13 protein-coding genes are annotated in these 19,642 nt (G+C 72.3%); 6 read left to right on the forward strand and 7 right to left on the reverse strand.

What is annotated here, in order from left to right:
* Positions 1-141: 141 nt before the first annotated feature.
* Complete coding sequence (locus ABZ783_RS02625) at positions 142-1,971, reverse strand: hypothetical protein (RefSeq protein WP_357433999.1); 1,830 nt, start codon at positions 1,969-1,971, stop codon at positions 142-144.
* Positions 1,968-3,839, reverse strand: a complete 1,872-nt coding sequence (locus ABZ783_RS02630) for a trypsin-like peptidase domain-containing protein (RefSeq protein ID WP_357434001.1) — start codon at positions 3,837-3,839, stop codon at positions 1,968-1,970. The genes ABZ783_RS02625 and ABZ783_RS02630 overlap by 4 nt, the downstream gene beginning before the upstream one ends.
* A 254-nt stretch (positions 3,840-4,093) precedes the next feature.
* Here ABZ783_RS02630 and ABZ783_RS02635 point away from each other — a divergent pair, with 254 nt between their 5' ends.
* The 6 genes from ABZ783_RS02635 (at position 4,094) to hutH (ending at position 12,071) form a co-directional block, all read left to right on the forward strand.
* Positions 4,094-4,939 (forward strand): MurR/RpiR family transcriptional regulator, encoded by an 846-nt coding sequence (locus tag ABZ783_RS02635; protein WP_357434003.1) that lies wholly within the window; start codon positions 4,094-4,096, stop codon positions 4,937-4,939.
* A 12-nt stretch (positions 4,940-4,951) separates the two neighbouring features.
* Positions 4,952-6,607 carry a urocanate hydratase gene (gene hutU / locus ABZ783_RS02640; protein ID WP_357434005.1) on the forward strand — a complete coding sequence of 552 codons (1,656 nt, stop codon included), beginning with the start codon at positions 4,952-4,954 and terminating at the stop codon, positions 6,605-6,607.
* Positions 6,608-6,722: 115 nt separating this feature from the next.
* Complete coding sequence (locus ABZ783_RS02645; protein WP_357434007.1) at positions 6,723-7,922, forward strand: allantoate amidohydrolase; 1,200 nt, start codon at positions 6,723-6,725, stop codon at positions 7,920-7,922.
* A complete protein-coding gene (locus ABZ783_RS02650) occupies positions 7,919-9,271 on the forward strand; it encodes a formimidoylglutamate deiminase (RefSeq protein ID WP_357434300.1) in 1,353 nt (450 codons plus the stop codon). The genes ABZ783_RS02645 and ABZ783_RS02650 overlap by 4 nt, the downstream gene beginning before the upstream one ends.
* On the forward strand, positions 9,268-10,545 hold the full coding sequence (gene hutI, locus ABZ783_RS02655) for an imidazolonepropionase (protein WP_357434009.1): 1,278 nt from the start codon (positions 9,268-9,270) through the stop codon (positions 10,543-10,545). Before ABZ783_RS02650 ends, hutI begins: the two co-directional genes overlap by 4 nt.
* Positions 10,533-12,071: a histidine ammonia-lyase gene (gene hutH / locus ABZ783_RS02660; RefSeq protein ID WP_357434011.1), complete on the forward strand. Its 1,539-nt coding sequence runs from the start codon at positions 10,533-10,535 to the stop codon at positions 12,069-12,071. The genes hutI and hutH overlap by 13 nt, the downstream gene beginning before the upstream one ends.
* A 249-nt stretch (positions 12,072-12,320) precedes the next feature.
* Here hutH and ABZ783_RS02665 read toward each other — a convergent pair whose 3' ends face one another.
* From ABZ783_RS02665 to ABZ783_RS02685, 5 genes are all read right to left on the reverse strand, one after another.
* Positions 12,321-13,685, reverse strand: a complete 1,365-nt coding sequence (locus ABZ783_RS02665) for a lipopolysaccharide biosynthesis protein (RefSeq protein ID WP_357434013.1) — start codon at positions 13,683-13,685, stop codon at positions 12,321-12,323.
* 18 nt (positions 13,686-13,703) lie between these two features.
* On the reverse strand, positions 13,704-15,125 hold the full coding sequence (locus tag ABZ783_RS02670; protein WP_357434015.1) for a hypothetical protein: 1,422 nt from the start codon (positions 15,123-15,125) through the stop codon (positions 13,704-13,706).
* A gap of 323 nt (positions 15,126-15,448) precedes the next feature.
* Entirely contained in the window at positions 15,449-16,405 is a 957-nt protein-coding gene (locus ABZ783_RS02675; protein ID WP_357434017.1) for a glycosyltransferase, read from the reverse strand.
* Between the two features lie 54 nt (positions 16,406-16,459).
* Positions 16,460-18,523, reverse strand: a complete 2,064-nt coding sequence (locus ABZ783_RS02680) for an acyltransferase family protein (protein ID WP_357434019.1) — start codon at positions 18,521-18,523, stop codon at positions 16,460-16,462.
* A 170-nt stretch (positions 18,524-18,693) separates the two neighbouring features.
* Entirely contained in the window at positions 18,694-19,617 is a 924-nt protein-coding gene (locus ABZ783_RS02685) for an AEC family transporter (protein WP_357434021.1), read from the reverse strand.
* Positions 19,618-19,642 lie beyond the last annotated feature (25 nt).

The following is a 19,642-nucleotide window of genomic DNA, read 5'->3' on the forward strand; positions in this document are numbered from 1 at the left end:
TGCGTTTGTCGTCTCGACGTGATCCAACCCGGTGATCGGTGGTCACACCGATGTGCCGCCCGGCCAGCCAACTGCAATCGTGCGACATCACGGAGTTTAAGCAGCGGAAGGCTGATCCGAATACCATCCGAAAGGGCCGTTCTACGTGCGTGTCTGGCCACTGCCGTCCCGGGGGGCGGCGCCGCCACTGCGCCGGATCTGCCGGGCGAAAGCCAGGATCTCGTCAGCGGTGAGGAACTCCGTGTCCAGGTCCCCGACGTCCGGCGCGCCGCCGTCGGCACCCCGCTGGGCGCGGATCCGCCGGGCGAGCGCGAGGATTTCGTCGGTATCCAGGATCCGGGTGTCGATTTCTCGGACATCCGACGGGTCGCGAACGACCGGCAACATCGCGGTGGGCGCGTTGTAGAGCGAGGCCTGTTCCTCCCGCGACCGGCGGCACGTCCACCACGCGAGGCCGAGAACGGTCCACAGCAGGGCCGGGAAAATGGGATCCTCGAAGGCTGGCGAGCGGAACGCCACGAGCCCGGCGAAGAGCATCGCTCCGATGCCCCACAGCAGGGCCGCCGCCGGCGGCGACTGCCGCGAGCCCCGCCGGCCCCCTCGCGTCGCGTGCACGAGTGGCTGCACGATGAAGAAGAGCCAGACGAGGAACGCGATCAGCCCGAAGGCGCCGGCCTCCATGACCAGGTGCAGCCAGAACGATTCGATCTGGACCGACTGCGCGCCGTACCCGTCGAAGCCGTCCGGCCCGAACTTCGGGTTCTTGTGCCAGTCGGGATCGTTCTTCTCGGCGACGACCCCGCCGAACTGGCCGATACCGAAGCCGAGCAGCGGCTGCCGGGGCAGGATGTCGGCGGCCGGCTCAAGGTGGCGCACCTGGATCTCGCGCACAGTGGTGGGCGATGAGGCCGAGGACGGCGTGCCGGCGGCGACCGCGGGAGCGCCGGTTTTCGACGGGAGCGGGGACGCCGCGGACGGCCGGGAGGCGGGTGCCGGGGAGACCGCGGGATCGGGTGACGTCGGTGTGGTCGGCCGCTCTTCGCTGCCAGCCGGCTGTTGGTGGCCCGTGAAGGGGTTGCCCAGGTGCCGCGCCCACTCGTCGGGCCGGAGCGCGACCTGCACCACGGTGCAGAGCACTACGACGAGGCAGACGGCGAGCACCCGGCGGGCGCTGACCCGCACCAGGACGGCGATCAGCACCCCGGCCACCAGGACGCCGAGCAGCGAGGCCACGGACTGGGTGGCCGACAGGGCCAGGGCGATCATCGCGGCCACCGCCCACCAGGCGCGGCGGACCCGCTGCTGCACCGCTGCCCAGGCCATGAAGCCCAGCATGGTGAGGCCGAGCAGATGCGCGAGGTGGTCCGGGTGCGATTGCAGGCCGTGGGCCCGGCTCTGGTCGGCCGAGGTGAGATCCACCCACCCCAACGCGCGGTAGGCCGGCGGGCCGACCACCGTCTGCACCAGCGCAAGCAAGACGTTCAACCCGACCACTGCGGCCACCACCAGCAGCAGTCTGCGGACCACGGCGGGTCGTAGGTCGGCCGCCCGCAGGGCGTAGAAGACCAGAACGCCCCGGAAGTAGACGAAGAGTGCCTCGCTCATCAGGCTCGGCGAGGAGTCGTTGACCAGCCCGGCGAGGACCATGACCAGGCCGAGCACGAGCAGCGCCAGGTCGGCGGCGGTCCGGAACCGGTCCCACAGCCGGTCAACCACCACCTTGACCACGCTGAGCGCGGCCAGCCCCAGGTAGAGCAAGGTCTGGAGCTGATCGGGCCATCGAGGCGCGCTGTCGAGGGCGCGGGCCTCGTCGTCGGTGGGCCCGCTCAGGACCTCGGCCCATGTCTCGAAGAGCACGTGCACCAGCAGGATCCCGACGACCAGCACGATCGCGGTGGAGAGCAGGTGCGACAGCGGGCGCGGCGACTCGACGGGACGACGGCGGCCGGTCGACGAGGTGGCGGTGCTCACGCACGCCGCCGGAGCAGCGCCGCGACGAGCAGCACGAGCACGACCAGCAGCGCGGTCCCGGCACCGGCGAGCAGCCACCGAGCCCAAGCCGGCACGCCGGCCGGGTCCCCCTCCAACTGCTGCCGGATGGCAGCGTTCTGCCGGTACCCGTCGGCCAGTCTGTTGTCCGGCGCCTGTTGGACGACCCTGGCGAGGTCGTCAGCCGCAGCGCCGAAGCGGCCGGTGAAGTAGGCGTCGAGAGCAGTACGGTAGAGCCGGTCCGGCTCTCCGAGGGCGGGTCGCACGCCGCCCTCGGTCAGCAACCCGTCGAACGCCGATGCCGGCAGCACCAACCGGTTCGCCCGATCGGGGCTGGCCAGATCCTGGTCGATCATGCCCACGACGCGTCCGGACGGGTCGATTGCCACACCCCCCTGCGAGGTGGCGCCGAGGTCGTCACCCATCCGCTGCATCGTCAGGGCGCCTCGCCGGCTGGTGCCGGCGACCTTCACCACCTTGGCCTGCGGACGGTACGTGGCAGCGCGGAGGTCGGTGTCGCTGGTGGCGAAGGCGACCACCAGCAGCGTCCCGCTCTCCGTCGCGGCCGCCGTCGGCACGAGTTCCACCGTCGGCAGACTGCCCTTGGCGAGTTTGACAAGCGCGAGGTTGCCGCTGTCGACGGCCTGTCCCTTGACCACTTGGACGGGGACGGCCGGTTCAGCCTTGGTGTTTCCCTTGGCCTCGTTCAGCTGGGCGTAGATCCTGGCGCTGGCCGCGGTGCCCGGCCCGGTGCCGGTGAAAACAGTCTTCTCCAGGTTGGTGGTGATGTAGCTGGCCATCTGCCCCGCGGCGAGCTTGCCCTCGCGGACCATCGTCCTCGCCAGGGCGTCGAGCGCGCTTCGCCGCACGGTCTCCTCCCCAGGCTGCACACACGAACTGCTGGTGAGGGCGTGGCCGTCCGCGTTCACCACGAAACCGGTGCAGCGGCGGTTGACGAACAGCGGAGTGGCGCTCAGCGGCGCGTTGGTGTCCCGATCGCGCAGGAGGCCGGTGAAGATCGCCTCGATGAAGACCAGCGACGGCCCGGCGACGGCGAGCGCCCGCTCCTGCGGGCTGGACGGCGGGAACTGCGCCCACGGACGCAATCCGGGTTCGGCCGGGGACTCGGCCGGAAAGTTCTCGACCAACGCCGGGGCCGTCCGGTCCTCACCACCGGAGATCCCGACCCCGACCCCACCGACCGCCGCGACCATCGCGAGCAGCAGGGCAGCGACCGCGAGCCAGGTAACGGCGCCGCGTCGAGCCGCCGCGGCGGTCGAAGGCTGGATGCGGGGCGGCGACACGGCGAACGGATCGGCCGGCGCCGGGTGGGCGGGGGCCGGTCCGGGCGGGGCGGGCGAAGTCGGCACGGCCTGCGGTTCGGGCTGCGGCTGCTGCGGAACGGTGGCGTGCATCGCCCACGGCAGCTGCGGCGGGCCGGAGACCGGGGCGGGAGCGCCGGACACCGGGGCGCCGGACACCGGCCGCGGGGGCGTGGCGACCGTGCCGGTGGCCGGGATCAGGACGTCGGATCGCGACTCGGCGGAGTGCAACTCCATGCCGAGGGACTGGAACAGGCGCTGCGCACCCATCCCCTCCTGGGCCGGGTACGCCACCCAGGGCTGGGCCGCGGCGAGGTCCGCTTTGACGTACCGCTGACCGCCCGGCGCCTGCGCCATGGCGTTCGCCGCGTTGGCGAAGGCCTCCCGCCAGGGCTGATCGGTCGCCGCCGCGCCCTCGAGCAGGGCCAACGTCACCAGCCGATCCTGCCCGTCGACGGCCCACCACGCCGTGCCGACCTGACAGACGCCCAGCGCCTCGGTGAACCTGTACGGCCCGACCGACTGCATTGCCCACTCCTCTGTTCACCCCGCCGTGCGGATAGTACAGAGAAGCCGCCGACCATTCCGTCCGCCGGTCACCCGTTCGACAGCAGGCCAACGCGGCGCGACTGCCACACTGCGCCGGAGAGTGGCCGGAGCGTGACACTGCGGTCAGGAAGGAGGCTTCGGTCCTCCATGGACACCCGGGTCAGGCAGGTCGGAGACAGCCGTAGGGTGGGGCCGCCGTTGCTTCTGAAAGTTTTTATGCATAGAGTCGCGCCATGAATGAAAGCGGTGCGGCACCCACCGACCGCCTGCTCGACCTGTTCCACGGCGTACGGCTCACCCCCACCCAGCGCCGAATCGCGCACTGCCTGGTGCAGCACGCGGGCGCGGCGGCGTACCTGTCCGCGGCGGAGGTCGCCGAGCTGGCCGGGGTCAGCCAGCCGTCGGTGACCCGGTTCGCCATGGCGCTCGGGCACGACGGCTACCCCGCGCTGCGCCGCCGGCTGCGGGAGCTGACCACCGGCGCCGCCGACCCGGCCGACGCCGGCAACGCCCTCCAGCGGGCGGTCCGCGCCGAGCTGGGCAACCTCGACCGGCTCGCCACCCAGCTCGCCGACGCCGGCCGGATCGCCGAAGTGGGGAAGCTGCTCGCGGCCAGCCGGCCGCTGCCGGTGCTCGGGCTGCGTGCCGCCGCGCCGCTGGCCGCGTACTTCGCGTACTTCGCCGCGAAGGTGCACCCGGACGTGCGGGTCCTCGACGACGGTGGCAGCCTCCTCGCCGACCGGCTCGAACAGGCCGCCGCCGCCGGGGCGACCGCGCTGCTCGCGTTCGTGCTGCCCCGCTACCCCCGGGAGACCCTGGACGCGCTGCGCGAGGCCCGGGACGCCGGGCTGACCGTCGTGGCGATCACCGACTCCCCGGTGAGTCCGGCCACCGACCACGCCGAGGTGGTGCTCCCCGCCGCCGTCGGCACCGACCTGGTCTTCGACCTGCACACCGCGCCGATGACCCTGGCCATGGTGGTGCTCCAGGCGATCTGCGACGCCGCCCCGGCCGAGACCCAGGCCCGACTCGAGGCGTTCGAGTCGTCCGCCGCCCGCCGTCAGTTGTTCCTCGGCTGAGAGGAGTAGGAAATGCACCAGCCCGTCCGCGCCGCCCGCGGCACCGCACGCACCGCGAAGGGGTGGCCGCAGGAGGCCGCGCTGCGGATGCTGATGAACAACCTCGACCCGGACGTTGCCGAGCGCCCCGAGGACCTGGTGGTCTACGGCGGGACCGGCAAGGCCGCGCGGGACTGGCCGTCGTACCACGCCCTGGTCCGGACGCTCACCGAGCTGCGCGACGACGAGACGATGCTGGTGCAGTCCGGCCGTCCGGTCGGCGTCATGCGCACCCACGAGTGGGCGCCCCGGGTGCTGCTGGCCAACTCGAACCTGGTCGGCGACTGGGCCACCTGGCCGGAGTTCCGCCGGCTGGAGCAGCTCGGCCTGACCATGTACGGGCAGATGACGGCCGGCTCCTGGATCTACATCGGCACCCAGGGCATCCTCCAGGGCACCTACGAAACGTTCGCCGCCGTCGCCGCCAAGCGCTTCAACGGAAGCCTCGCCGGCACGCTGACGCTGACCGCCGGCTGCGGCGGGATGGGCGGCGCGCAGCCCCTCGCGGTCACCATGAACGGTGGCGCCTGCCTGATCGTGGACGTGGACCGCAGCCGGCTGGAGCGCCGGGCGCACGACCGCTACCTGGACGAGATCGCCGACTCGCTCGACGACGCGGTCGAGCGGGTGCTCGCCGCGAAGCGGGACCGCCGGGCAATCAGCGTCGGTGTGGTGGGCAACGCGGCCGCCGCCTTCCCGGAGCTGCTGCGCCGGGGCGTCGCCATCGACATCGTCACCGACCAGACCAGCGCGCACGACCCGCTGTCGTACCTGCCGGAGGGGGTGGAGCTGGCCGACGCCCGCGACTACGCGAAGGCGAAGCCGGCCGAGTTCACCGACCGGGCCCGGGCGTCGATGGCGAAGCACGTCGAGGCGATGGTGGGCTTCCTCGACGCGGGTGCGGAGGTCTTCGACTACGGCAACTCGATCCGTGGCGAGGCGAAGCTCGGCGGCTACGAGCGGGCGTTCGACTTCCCCGGCTTCGTGCCGGCGTACATCCGGCCGCTGTTCTGCGAGGGCAAGGGCCCGTTCCGCTGGGCGGCGCTCTCCGGCGACCCGGCCGACATCGCGGCCACCGACCGGGCCATCCTCGACCTGTTCCCGGAGAACGAGTCCCTCGCCCGGTGGATCCGGATGGCCGGCGAGCGGGTCGCCTTCCAGGGCCTGCCGGCACGGATCTGCTGGCTCGGCTACGGCGAGCGGGACAAGGCCGGGGTGCGGTTCAACGAGATGGTCGCCGCCGGCGAGCTGAGCGCGCCGGTGGTGATCGGCCGGGACCACCTGGACTGCGGCAGCGTCGCGAGCCCCTACCGGGAGACCGAGGCGATGGCCGACGGGTCCGACGCGATCGCCGACTGGCCGCTGCTCAACGCGCTGGTCAACACGGCCAGCGGGGCGTCCTGGGTGTCGATCCACCACGGCGGCGGGGTGGGCATCGGCCGGTCCATCCACGCCGGCCAGGTCTGCGTCGCCGACGGCAGCGCGCTGGCCGGGCAGAAGATCGAACGGGTGCTCACCAACGACCCGGCCATGGGCGTCATCCGGCACGTCGACGCCGGCTACGACGACGCCCGCGAGGTCGCCGTCCGCACCGGCGTCCGGGTGCCGATGGCGGAGGGAACGGCGTGAGCGCGAGGAGTGCAGCGCAGCGGAGCCCCGCAGTCGCGAACAACCGGGGGTACGGCGTGAGCGCGAGGAGTGCAGCGCAGCGGAGCCCCGCAGTCGCGAACAACCGGGGTGCGGCGTGACGGACCTGGTGGCCCGGTTCCGGAAGCTGTGGGACGAGTTGGCCCCGGTCGGGCGGGACGCGGGCAGCGGCGGCTACCTGCGGTACGCGCTGACCGCGCCGGAGCTGCGGCTGCGGGCGTGGTTCCGCGAGCAGGCCGAGCAGCGGGGCATGCCGGTGCAGGAGGACGGCAACGGCAACCTCTTCGCCTGGTGGGGTGACCCGGTGGCGGGCGGGGCGGTGCTCACCGGCAGCCACTTCGACTCGGTGCCGCACGGCGGCGCGTACGACGGGCCGCTCGGCATCGTCAGCGCGTTCCTCGCCGTGGACGAGCTGCGGGCGGCCGGCGTCGCCCCGGTCCGCCCGGTGGCGGTGGCCGCGTTCGTGGAGGAGGAGGGGGGCCGGTTCGGCGTACCCTGCCTGGGGTCGCGGCTGCTCACCGGCGAGATCGCGGTGGACCGCGCGGCCGGGCTGCGCGACACCGACGGGGTGAGCTTCGCCGAGGCGCTGGGCGACCGGCCGGCGGGTGCCGACCCGGCGCTGCTCGGCCGCTTCGCGGCCTTCGTGGAGCTGCACGTCGAGCAGGGCCGCGCGCTGGTCGACCAGGCCGCGCCGGTCGCCGTGGCCAGCGCCATCTGGCCGCACGGGCGCTGGCGCTTCGACTTCCACGGCGAGGGAAACCACGCGGGTACGACCCGGATGGCCGACCGCCGCGACCCGATGCTCACCTACGCGTTCACCGTGCTGGCGGCGAACAAGGAGGCCCGGCTGCGCGACGCGCACGCCACGGTCGGCCGGGTGGCCGTCGAGCCGAACGCCACCAACGCGATCCCGTCCCGGGTGACCGGTTGGCTGGACGCCCGGGCGGCCGAGCCGGAGACGCTGCACGGCCTCGTCGCGGCGGTGCGGGACAAGGCCGCCGAGCGGGCGCGGCGGGACGGCACCGAGCTGACCTGCACCGAGGAGTCGGCGACCCCGCTGGTGGCGTTCGACGGCGGGTTGGCCGACCGGCTGGCCCGGCTGCTCGACGCGCCGGTGCTGCCCACCGGGGCGGGGCACGACGCGGGCGTGCTCGCCGCGCACCTGCCCACCGCGATGCTCTTCGTCCGCAACCCGACCGGGGTGTCACACTCCCCCGCCGAGTCCGCCACCGACGCCGACTGCGCCGCCGGGGTGACCGCCCTGGCCCGGGTGCTGGAGGAGCTGGCATGCCGCTGACCCGCTGGCTGGCCGAGTACGCCTGGCTGCCCGACCACGCCGAACCCACGCCCGACGTGCTGATCGAGGCCGAGGGCGGCCGGATCACCGCGGTCACCCCGCTGGTCGGCGGCGGCACGCCGACCGCCGGGGTGGAGGTGCTGCACGACGCGGTACGGCTGCCCGGGCTCACCCTGCCCGGCCTGGCCAACGCCCACTCGCACGCGTTCCACCGGGCACTGCGCGGGCGTACCCACGGCGGGCGGGGCGACTTCTGGAGCTGGCGGGAGGTCATGTACGACGTGGCCGCCCGGCTCGACCCGGAGTCCTACCTGGCCCTGGCCCGGGCCGCGTACGCGGAGATGGCGCTCGCCGGGATCACCTGCGTCGGCGAGTTCCACTACCTGCACCACGCGCCGGACGGGACGGCGTACGACGACCCGAACGCGATGTCGGCGGCGCTGGTCGAGGCGGCCGCGCACGCGGGCATCCGGATCACCCTGCTGGACACCGCGTACCTGACCGCGGGGGTGGACGGCGCGCCGCTGGCCGGGCCGCAGCGGCGGTTCGGCGATGGAGACGCGCTGCGCTGGGCGGAGCGGGTCAGCGGGTTCACCCCGGGCAACGACCACGCCCGGGTCGGTGCGGCGATCCACTCGGTGCGCGCGGTGCCGGCGGAGCAGCTCGCCACGGTGGCCGGCTGGGCGGACCGCCAGGGCCGGCCGCTGCACGTGCACCTGTCCGAACAGCCGGCCGAGAACGACGCCTGCCGGGCCGTGCACGGCTGCACCCCGACCCGGCTGCTGGCCGACCACGGGGTGCTCGGCCGGCACACCACCGCCGTGCACGCCACCCACCCGACCAGCGCCGACATCACGTTGCTCGCGGAGAGCCGGACCGGGATCTGCCTCTGCCCCACCACCGAGCGGGACCTCGCCGACGGGATCGGGCCGGCCCGGCGGATGGCCGAGGCGGGCAGCCCGCTCAGCCTCGGCAGCGACAGCCACGCCGTGGTCGACCTGTTCGAGGAGGCCCGCGCCGTGGAGCTGGACGAGCGGCTGCGGACCCGCAGACGGGGGCACTTCACCGCCGCCGAGCTGCTCACCGCCGCCACCGTCGGCGGGCACGCCGCGCTGGGCTGGGGTGACGCCGGCCGGCTGTCGGTCGGCGACCGGGCCGACCTGGTCACCGTACGGCTGGACAGCGCCCGGACCGCCGGGGTGCCGCCGGTCGGGGCGTTCTTCGCGGCCACCGCGGCGGACGTCACGCACGTGGTGGTCGACGGGCGGACGGTGGTCGCCGACGGCCGGCACCGCACGGTCGACGTGCCCACCGAGCTGCGCGCCGCCATCGAGGGGGTGACCGTATGACCGGCTTCCCGGAGCGGCCGGTGCGACCGGGCGACCGGCTGCGGCCGGCGGTGCGGAACTCGGGCAGCCTGCTGGTGGACAACATCGGGGAGTTGGTCACCAACTCCTTCGGGGCGGGCGAGGGCGGCCCGCTGGGCATCCGGCGCAACGCCGCCCTGCTGGTCGAGGACGGCGTGGTGGCCTGGGTCGGGTCGGCCCGCGACACCCCGGCCGCCGACCGGCGGATCGACGCCGAGGGAGCGGCGGTGCTGCCCGGCTTCGTGGACAGCCACGCCCACCTGGTCTTCGCCGGGGACCGGGCCGTCGAGTTCGCCGCCCGGATGGCCGGCGAGCCGTACACCGGGGGTGGCATCCGCACCACCGTCGGCGCCACCCGCGCAGCCGCCGACGACGAGCTGCGGGCCACCGTGCAGCGGCTGCGCACCGAGGCCATGCGGCAGGGCACCACCACCATCGAGATCAAGAGCGGGTACGGGCTCACCGTTGCCGACGAGGCCCGCTCGCTGCGGATCGCCGCCGAGTTCAGCGAGGACACCACGTTCCTCGGCGCGCACGTGGTCCCCGCCGAGTACGCCGACCGCCCCGACGACTACGTGGGCATGGTGTGCGGACCGATGCTGGCCGCCGCCGCCCCGTACGCCCGCTGGATCGACGTGTTCTGCGAGCGGGGCGCCTTCGACGTGGACCACGCCCGGGCGATCCTCGCCTGCGGGCAGGCGGTCGGGCTGGGGGTGCGGGTGCACGCCAACCAGCTCGGCCCCGGTCCGGGCGTGCAGCTCGGGGTAGAACTCGGCGCGGCCAGCGTGGACCACTGCACCCACGTGTCCGACGCCGACGTCGAGGCGCTCGCCACGCAGCGGATCGACTGCATGTGCGCCGAGGGCGGGCACACCGCCACCGTCGCCACCCTGCTGCCCGGCGCGGAGTTCTCCACCCGGTCGCCGTACCCGGACGCCCGGCGGCTGCTCGACGCGGGGGTGACCGTGGCGCTGGCCACCGACTGCAACCCCGGGTCGTCGTACACGTCGTCGATGCCGTTCTGCATCGCCCTCGCCGTACGCGAGATGCGGATGACCCCGGCGGAGGCGGTCTGGGCCGCGACCGCCGGCGGAGCGGCGGCGCTGCGCCGCACCGACGTCGGGCGGCTGACCCGGGGCGCTCGGGCCGACCTGATGATCCTCGACGCCCCCTCCCACCTGCACCTGGCCTACCGGCCTGGTGTCCCCTTGATCCGCCAGGTTCTGCACGATGGAGTGCCGCAATGTCGACCGTAAGCATTCAGCCCACCGGGGTCTCCCCCGCCGACGTGCTCGCCGTGGCCCGCGGCACCGCCAAGGTAGTGCTCGACCCGGCCACCGTGGACGCGATGGCGGCCAGCCGGGCCATCGTGGACGGCATCGAGGCGGCCGGCCGGCCCGTCTACGGCGTCTCCACTGGCTTCGGGGCGCTCGCCAACACCTTCGTGGCGCCCGAGCGGCGGGCCGAGCTGCAGCACGCGCTGATCCGCTCGCACGCCGCCGGGGTGGGCGCGCCGATGCCCCGCGAGGTGGTCCGGGCGATGATGCTGCTGCGGGTACGCTCGCTCGCCCTCGGCCGCTCCGGGGTCCGGCCGCTGGTCGCCGAGGCCCTGGTGGACCTGCTCAACCACGAGGTCACCCCGTGGGTGCCCGAGCACGGCTCGCTCGGCGCCTCCGGTGACCTGGCCCCGCTGGCGCACTGCGCGCTGGTGCTGCTCGGCGAGGGCTGGGTGCTCGGCCCGGCCGGGGAGCGGATCCCCGGCGGTGAGGCGCTGCGCCGGGTCGGCCTCGCCCCGATCGAGCTGGCCGCCAAGGAGGGGCTGGCGCTGATCAACGGCACCGACGGCATGCTCGGCATGCTGCTGCTGGCCATCCACGACGCCCGGCACCTGTTCACCATGGCCGACGTCACCGCCGCGCTGGCGATCGAGGCGATGCTCGGTTCGGAGCGGCCGTTCCTGCCCGAGCTGCACGCCATCCGACCGCATCCGGGCCAGGCGGAGTCGGCGGCGAACATCCATCGGCTGCTGCAGCAGTCGGCGGTGATGGACTCGCACCGGGACGACCTGGCGCACGCGGTGCAGGACGCGTACTCGATGCGGTGCGCTCCGCAGGTGGCCGGGGCAGCCCGGGACACCCTGGACTTCGTCGCGGCCGTCGCCGGCCGGGAGCTGCTGTCGGTGGTGGACAACCCGGTGGTGCTGCCGGACGGGCGGGTCGAGTCGACCGGCAACTTCCACGGCGCGCCGCTCGGCTTCGCCGCCGACTACCTGGCCATCGCCGCGGCCGAGGTGGGCGCGATCGCCGAACGCCGGGTGGACCGGCTGCTCGACGTCACCCGCTCCCGGGAGCTGCCCGCGTTCCTCTCCCCCGACGCCGGGGTCAACTCCGGGCTGATGATCGCCCAGTACACGGCGGCCGGGATCGTCGCCGAGAACCGGCGGCTGGCCGCGCCCGCGTCGGTGGACTCGCTGCCCACCAGCGGCATGCAGGAGGACCACGTCTCGATGGGCTGGGCGGCGGCCAAGAAGCTGCGGACCGTGCTGGACAACCTGACCAGCCTGCTCGCCGTGGAGCTGCTGGCCGCCGTACGCGGGCTCCAGCTCCGGACGCCGCTGGAGCCGTCGCCAGCGGGCCGGGCGGCGCTGGCCGCGCTGCGCGAGGTGGTGGGCGAGCCGGGACCGGACGTGTTCCTGGCCCCGCTCATGGAGGCCGCCCGCGAGGTGGTGCGCGGTCCCGAGCTGCGCGCGGCGATCGAGCGGGAGGTCGGCCCGCTCGGCTGACCGGATCCCGGCCGGGCGAGTCCACCCTGGAAGGATGGAGCAAAGCACCCAGGCTCGCTGGCGCCGCACCGGTGGCGCCGGCTGGTCTGGCCGGCCGTCATCGGGTGCGCCCTGGTCGCGGCGGCCGCCCGCCCGCTCACCGGGCCGGCGGCCGCCGCCGTCCTGCTGCCCGACGCCTGGCTGGTGACCCGGTGACCGCCACGGACGCAGATCATCGCCGGTTTCGTGGCGATCTGGTACGGCTGAAGATCAGCTTCTGGCGAAGGTCCGCCGGATCTCTGCCCAGGACGGGAGCTCGGCGTCCGCAACGACCTTCCGCTTCGCCTTTGCCCAGAACAGGGTGAGCAGTATCGCCTCGGACAACACCGTCGCCCAAGCGGCGCCGGCGGCGCCGAACAGCGGGATCGCGGTGGCCAGCGCGGCCAGGAAGGCGAGCGATCCCAGCCCCTGATACAGCACCTTCTGCCGCACCAGCCCGTTGCTGGTCAGCAGCGATTCGACACTGGCTGCGCCGAAGCGGAGTGGGATCGCAATCGCGAGGACGGCCATCACCGGGACGGACGCACGGTACTGCGAACCGAAGATCAGCGGAATGGCAAACCGGCCCGCGACCGCAACCACCACGCCGAGCAGCACCCCGAGACCGATCATCCCGATCGTGCCGGCCCGGTATGCGATGAGGACCGCGTTGCGGTTGGAGCGGGACCACCGGTGCAGTTTCGCCAGGAAGTACTGCTGATACACGATGCGTGGCAGGAGATAGATCGCGGTCAACAGGGTCATCGGCACCGCGAGCACCGCGGCGTCCTCCGGGCTCAGAAACTCGGCGGAGGTGACGACGCCCAGGTTCATGCCCAGCTGATAGAACAGGCTGCCGAGCAGGAACAGGCCGGTACCGGCGACGAGGTGATCCACCCGGGGTCGGCGGGTGGAAGGACGGGGTGCCGGTGGGTGGCCCTCCAGCGTCGCTCGCCCGTGCCAGAACGGCGCGATCACCAGGACGCTCATGACCACCGTGACGACAGCCACGAGAGCGTAGCCCAGCGCCACCATGAGCGCCGACAGTCCGAGGATCCCGGTCAGTAGCGCCACGAGGAGTCGACCCACCTGCGGCGCAAGTTGCAGCGCCGCGAGCTGCCCGTAGGCACCCCGCAGTTGGAGGGCCGCCCCGGAGAGCGCCATGGCGACGAGCGACAGGATGATCGGGGCGAGCGCGATGCGTAGCCCGGCGTCGGCAGGTTCATCCAGTTCGACCAGGCCCCAGCCGACCAGCGCCGCGACCAGCAGGCCGGAACTGACGGCGACCAGCACGATGGACGGCCGCACCCAACGGAACGCCCTTGGCCCTTCCCGGCCGAAGCGCTGCAACCAGAAGTCAGCGACCCCGAAGGTGGCCAGTGGCGCGGCCAGCGTCACCAGCGACATGACCGACATGAAGGCACCGAACTGCGCCTGCGGCAGGCTACGGGCGAGCAGCACCTGGGTGACGAACGCGGTCAGCGTGACGCCGGCTTGACTGACCCCGAGCATGCCCAACTGCCGGAGGCGGCGTGCCATGCCGCTTCCAGACCGGCGCGGTGTCGCCGTGCTGCTCCGCAGGTCAGTTTCGATCATCGCGAGCCACCCGGGCGTTCATTTGCGTTCACCGCTGGCCTCCGTCGCCATGGCGCCCGGCACCGTCACGCGGGGGAAGGACGCGACTATCAGCATGAGGCAGAGGAAGAACAACCACATGAAGTACGAGTAGGAGGTCGGCTTCTGGGTCAGGGCGTTGACGGCCACCAGCGCGAAAAGGACCGTCAGCATCCACCTCGCCTCGACCCCGACAAGACGTCTCGTCAGCCGCCAGAGGTTGACGAAGACCACCGCCATGAGAACGATCCCGAGGAATCCCCAGACCACGAAGACCCGCAACGGGTCCAGGTGCGTGTTCCACGGTTCGTAGCCCAGTCCGATGAGCCAGATGTCCGGGGTCGCGTCCTGCCACACCTCCGCTACCCGGAACCAGATCTGCCCGCGGCCGTGCAGGAACTCGTCGTTTGCCGGGTTGAGCGAGCCGACCCGGGTGAGGACGAACAGCGCGCGGTCGAGCAGGTACGCCCCCCAGCGGATCGCCGACACGATCACCAGCGCGACGAGAACGACGGCCCCCCAGACGGCGGTACGGAACGGCAGATTGGATATCTGTCGAGTGAGCTCAGGGAGCCGGCGCATCTCGAACGCCACTATCACGAACAGCACGCAGACAATGGTTATCCGGTGGGTGCTGACGACCGAGGTGGCTACCAGCAGGGCGAGCACGGCGTAACGGGCCAGCGGGCTGAGCCGGAGCCGGTCACCGGCGGCGTAGAGAATGAACACCGCGAAGATCAAAAGGCGACCGAGCGACGCCGGATGGAAGTAGCCGCCGGATGCACGCCCGACTCTTCCGGTCGGCTCGTTGAAGAAGTAGGTGTAGTCCACGACGCCGGCGACCTGCAGCCAGGCGATCACACAATGCACGACGGTGCCGATGACCACGAGGAGAAGGACCCAACGAAGCCGATCGAGGGAGAACCATTCCGGCTTGACGAGCATGACCGCCAACAACGCGACCGGAGCGAACCCGACCGCCAGCTGAGCAGCCGCCGTGATGATCCCACCTTCTGGCCGAATGTACGGCCCGAAGATTTCGCGTACGTGGGTCGTGGTGAAGATCTGAAGGAAGTCGTCCCGGGCCGAGACGGCCAGCAGGTCGATTACCGAGAACAGGCCGATGAGCAGCAGCGCGGCGAGTGCGGGTGTCAGACCTCTCGGCAGCCGCTTGGACATCACCGCCACGGCGACAAAGGCGCCTGCCATGAGAAGGGCACCGATCACCGTCGCCACCATGCCGGCGTCCACGGTATCCTCGGGGACCTTCGCGCCGAATACGTCGATGAATGGCTTTACGCCAATCACCGCCATGGCGAGCACGACCATGATCTGGGTGGCCGTAGACCAAGAAGAACGCCCGGCCGGGACACCATCCGAAGAACGGTGCCCGGCGGTGGCGGAGAACGCGGTGTTACCCATCAGACGCCAGCCACTTCCCATCGTCCGGATGGCCACCACATTTCGAGGCATATGTCCATCTTGCGATCTCCTCCGCGCTACATTCTCGGGCACTATACGGGAAGGACACGACCATCAGAGATCGCCTCCGTCGGCTGCGAACCAACGGCGATCAACCCGACTGGTGGCAATTTCTCCCCCTTTCACGCAAGCTGGCCGGGCGGCCAGTCAGACGGTCCGGGGCAGCCGATGGACTGACCCAGCCGGGCGCGCGGGAGCCGCGCGCCTCAAGCACTACCGCCAGAACTCGGCAGCGCCGAGGAGGGCGAGCCCGCCAGCCATCGTCACGGTGCCACCTCCGCCGGCAGGGCCGACGCCAGCTCCGCCAGTTCGGCCGCCGTTCGGGCCGTCCAGGCGGTCTGGGCCGCCGCGATCCGCGCCGCCCTGGTCGGATCCTCATCCAGCGCCTCACGGATACCAGCAGCCAGCGCCACCGACTCGTTCGGCACCAGCGTGGCGAAGCTGCCGAACAGCTCCTCGGTGGTGCTGGTCCGGGACAGGACCAGCGGCCGACCTGCGCTGAGCGCCTCGCAGGCCCCGCTCGGCTGACACCCCTCCCGGTCGGTGAGGACGACGACGGCGCGGGATCCGGCCAACGCCGCCTCGTAGTCCGGGAGGTCGAGGAAGCCCAGCGTCCGCAGGTTGGGCAGCCGCGCCGCCCGCTCGCGCAACGGCTCGGGAAGCTTGTGCAGGGGAGCGGTGGTGGCGAAGCCGACGTCCGGCAGCGCCTCGATGGCGTCGATGAGGACGTCCATCGGCTCGTCCGGCGCGGCCGTCGCGACGATGAAGACCCAGTCACGGGGCGACGCCGGGGGGATCTCCCGGAGCGGATCATGCACCACCAGCGTCCGCAGCCCCGGGAAGGCGGCGCGAGCGATCCGATCCGCCTCCCGGTTGTGGGTCAGCACCAGGCGCGCCCCGCGAAGCACCTGCTCGGTGCCGGGAACCCGCCGCCACCAGGACTGGAACTGACCGTTGTGCGCGTCGACGACGTACGGCACGCCGGCCAGGTGAGGCGCGAGCGCGGTGAAGTGGGGCTGGGTCTGAGCGATGACGTACCGCGGTCGCTCGGCCCGGATCCGGGCCAGGTCCTGCCGGGCGTGCGCGAGGTAGTCACCGGGCCGCAACAGCTTGCCCTTCGCCCGGTGCGGCCGCCACACCATCTCCGCACCGAGCGCCTCGGCGAGCACGTCCGAGCGCCGCTGATAGCGCTTCCACGAGATGAACAGGGGCGGGGTCATCGGTGATCACCATTCCTTACGGCGCCGGGTCCCAGCAGGGACGGCAGTGAGGGGTTACGACGCGAGGGCACCGGTGATCCGCTCGACCAGGTGCGGGCCCAGGGTACGCGCATAGGTCGCGGTGATGTGGTGACTGTCCCGGTAGACGATGACGTTACCGATCACCAACGGGCACTCGGTCTCGGTGCAGAACAGGTCGGTGAGGTCGACGACGCGGACCTTGCCGTCGGTCCGCCGCGCGGCGTCCGCAAGAGCGTCGCGGGTGCCGAGCCCGGCCTTGCGGTCGACGGCGCACCGGGTCGGATCCCCGCCGTTCGCCGCGTCGTCGACGAGACAGCTCATGTCGTCCTCGCCGAGCCCCGGATTGTCCGCCACCACGACGATCCTGGTCCCCCGCTCCAGCACCGGCTGCCACGCGTCGAGGTACCCGCGGATCTGCCCGTCCGCGGTCGGTCGATCGCCGCTGGCGCTCCGCCTCCCGGTGATGATGACAAGGTCGTACTTCGGGCCGGTCCCCAGCCGCTGCGCCATGGCGTGCCGCCGCGCGTAGCACGGGTCGGCCTGGTCGGCGGCGTCCACCTTCGCCCAGATGCACCCACGGGCGACATAGGTGTCGACAGTCCAGTTGTGGGCTTCGAGGTGACCCTCGATCGCCGGGATGAGCATCGCGGCGTGCGAGTCGCCGACGAGGGCGACCTTGGTCGCGTCCGGCCGCTGGGAGCCGATGCGACACGACGAGAGGTCGGCCGCCGGCTTCTGGTCGTAGCACCGGTACGCGGAGCCGGTGTCCTTGGTGAGCGTCGACATCTCGGGATACAGCTGCGAGCCGAGGGGGCCGTCGGCACAACGTTCAGCCGCGAGCATGGCCTCCGCCCCCAGGCAGGGTGTCCCGCCGGCCAGGAGCTGATCGAGGCGCGAGTTGTTGGCCCGGCTGCTCTGCTCGAGCAGCTGGTTGCCGACGAAGACGACGGACAGGACCATCACCATCGAGACCGCGGCGGCGCCGTACTGCGGCCAGAGTCGGCGCCCGCTGGCGAACGCGCGGAACCGTACCGGGTCTTCGACGAAGCGCTTGGTCAGCGCGGCCAGCGCCACGACACCGGCGATGGCGACGAACTTCACCGGCCAGGTCATCTTGTCGCCGGTTGCCAGCGCGAAGATCACAATAGGCGGCCAGTGCCAGAGGTAGACGGAGTAGGACCAGTCGCCGAGCTTCTGCACCGGCGCTGACTTCATCAACCCCAGCGGCGACCACCGCAGTGCGGGAGCGCCCGCCCAGATGGCGCAGAGTGTGCCGACGACCGGCAGCGCCGCCGCGTAGCCCGGGAACGGGGTGGTGGCGGCGTCGAGGGCGAACGCCGCCACGCCGATCATGAGCAGTCCCAGCCAGGAGACGGCCGCCCGGGTGCGGTCGCCGGACAACCCGCCGAACGCCGGCAGCGTCGCCAACAGCGCTCCGGCCCCGAACTCCCAGGCCCGGGTGGGCGTGACGAAGTACGCGGCGGCGCCGTTCGCCGACGTCTCGTAGACGGAGTAGGCGAAGGATGCCAGGACGATCACGGCGAGCGTGACCCGGATCGCGCCGATCGGGTCCGCCTGCCGGATCCGGCGGGCGACCATGATCGCGATCACGATCAACAGGGGCCAGACCAGATAGAACTGCTCCTCCACGGAGAGCGACCAGTAGTGCTGCACCGGTGACTGGACGTTCTCCGCGGCGAGGTAGTCCACCGCGTCGTGCGCCAGCTGCCAGTTTTCGGCATAGACGGTCGCTGCCGCGATCTCGCGGAGGATCTGCGGCCAGTAGAGCTGTGGCACCCAGATGAACACGGCTGCTGCGGTGGCGACGAGCACGAGCAGGGAAGCCGGCAGCAGACGCCGGATGCGGCGGGCCCAGAAAGCACCAAGTCGGACCGAGCCCGATTTCTGCACCTCCCGCACCAGGTGTGCGGTGATGAGGAAACCACTGATGACGAAGAAGACGTCGACACCGACGTAGCCGCCCGGAATCCGGTGCGGCCAGAAATGGAACAGCAGCACCAGCAGCACGGCGAGCGCCCGGAGCGCCTGGATCTCCGGCCGCAGCACTCCGCGGGGTGTGTCCCTGGAGACGTTCACTGATCCTCACAACGACCGTACGGGCAGGGGTTCAAGCCACTGCTGGCCGCAGCGGTATGGCGGCGGTGAGCGTATCGGGTCGCGCCTGCCAGCACTGCCCCGGACCGAACTGTCGGGCGTGCGGCCCGGATTGCCGTCCCGACCGACCGGCCTCCCGCGAGGCACCCGGGTCAGGTGGCCAGCACCGCCACGCCGATCAGCACGGGCAGCGCCGCCACGGTCGACAGCAGGACCGAGTCCCGGGCCAGGACCGTGCCGCGCCCGTAGTGGGCCGCGTAGACGAAGACGTTCTGCGCGGTGGGCAGCGCGGCGGTGATCGTGCAGGCCAGCACGAGCACGTGCGGCAGGCCCAGCGCGAACCGGGCGACCAGGTAGGCCACCACCGGCTGGGCCACTGCCTTGAGCGCCACCGCGAGCCGGACCTCCGGCCCGGTGTCGCCGGAGCCGGGCACCGGGGCGCCGTGCAGCGACAGGCCGTACGCGAGCAGGGTGGCCGGCACGGCCATCGCGGCGACCAGTTCGACGGGCCGCATGAGCGGCTCCGGCGGCATCCAGTCGGTGAGGCTGACCACCAGGCCCAGGACGCAGGCGATGGTGATCGGGTTGGCGAGCGGCTGGGTGACTGTCGCGAGCAGCGAGCGTCGCCGTGGCCCGGTCGCGTTATCCAGGACCACGAAAGCCAGCGGCGCCATCACCACGAGCTGGAACATCAGCACCGGCGCCACGTAGGAGGCGTCACCCAGCACGTACACGGCGATCGGGATGCCGATGTTGGCCGCGTTGACGTACGACGAGGCGAGCGCGCCGATCGTCGTCTCGGCCACCGGCCGGCGCCACCACAGCTTCGCGATCAGCACGAACAGGGTCGCCACGGCGGTCGCGCTGACCACCGTGACGACCAGTACGGACGAGATGACCGCGTGGATGTCGGCCCGGGCCACCGTGGTGAAGAGCAGCGCCGGGGTGGCGACGAGGAACGCGACCCGGGACAGCACGCCGCCCGCCTCCGGGCCGAGCACCCCGCCGCGCCCGAGCAGGTAGCCGATGGCGATCACGGCCACGATGACGGCGAAGCCGTTCAGCACACCCTGCACGTGGGCCTTCCTCCGCCTGCCGGGC

The sequence above is a fragment of the Micromonospora sp. NPDC047738 genome (assembly GCF_040642675.1).
Taxonomy (GTDB): Bacteria; Actinomycetota; Actinomycetes; order Mycobacteriales; family Micromonosporaceae; genus Micromonospora.

Coding starts and splice junctions, on each gene's coding strand:
- ABZ783_RS02630 (WP_357434001.1), bottom strand. CDS start 3,839: ATGCAGTCGGTCGGGCCGTACAGGTTCACCGAGGCGCTGGGCGTCTGT.
- ABZ783_RS02635 (WP_357434003.1), top strand. CDS start 4,094: ATGAATGAAAGCGGTGCGGCACCCACCGACCGCCTGCTCGACCTGTTC.
- hutU (WP_357434005.1), top strand. CDS start 4,952: ATGCACCAGCCCGTCCGCGCCGCCCGCGGCACCGCACGCACCGCGAAG.
- hutI (WP_357434009.1), top strand. CDS start 9,268: ATGACCGGCTTCCCGGAGCGGCCGGTGCGACCGGGCGACCGGCTGCGG.
- hutH (WP_357434011.1), top strand. CDS start 10,533: ATGTCGACCGTAAGCATTCAGCCCACCGGGGTCTCCCCCGCCGACGTG.
- ABZ783_RS02665 (WP_357434013.1), bottom strand. CDS start 13,685: ATGATCGAAACTGACCTGCGGAGCAGCACGGCGACACCGCGCCGGTCT.
- ABZ783_RS02670 (WP_357434015.1), bottom strand. CDS start 15,125: ATGGGTAACACCGCGTTCTCCGCCACCGCCGGGCACCGTTCTTCGGAT.
- ABZ783_RS02675 (WP_357434017.1), bottom strand. CDS start 16,405: ATGACCCCGCCCCTGTTCATCTCGTGGAAGCGCTATCAGCGGCGCTCG.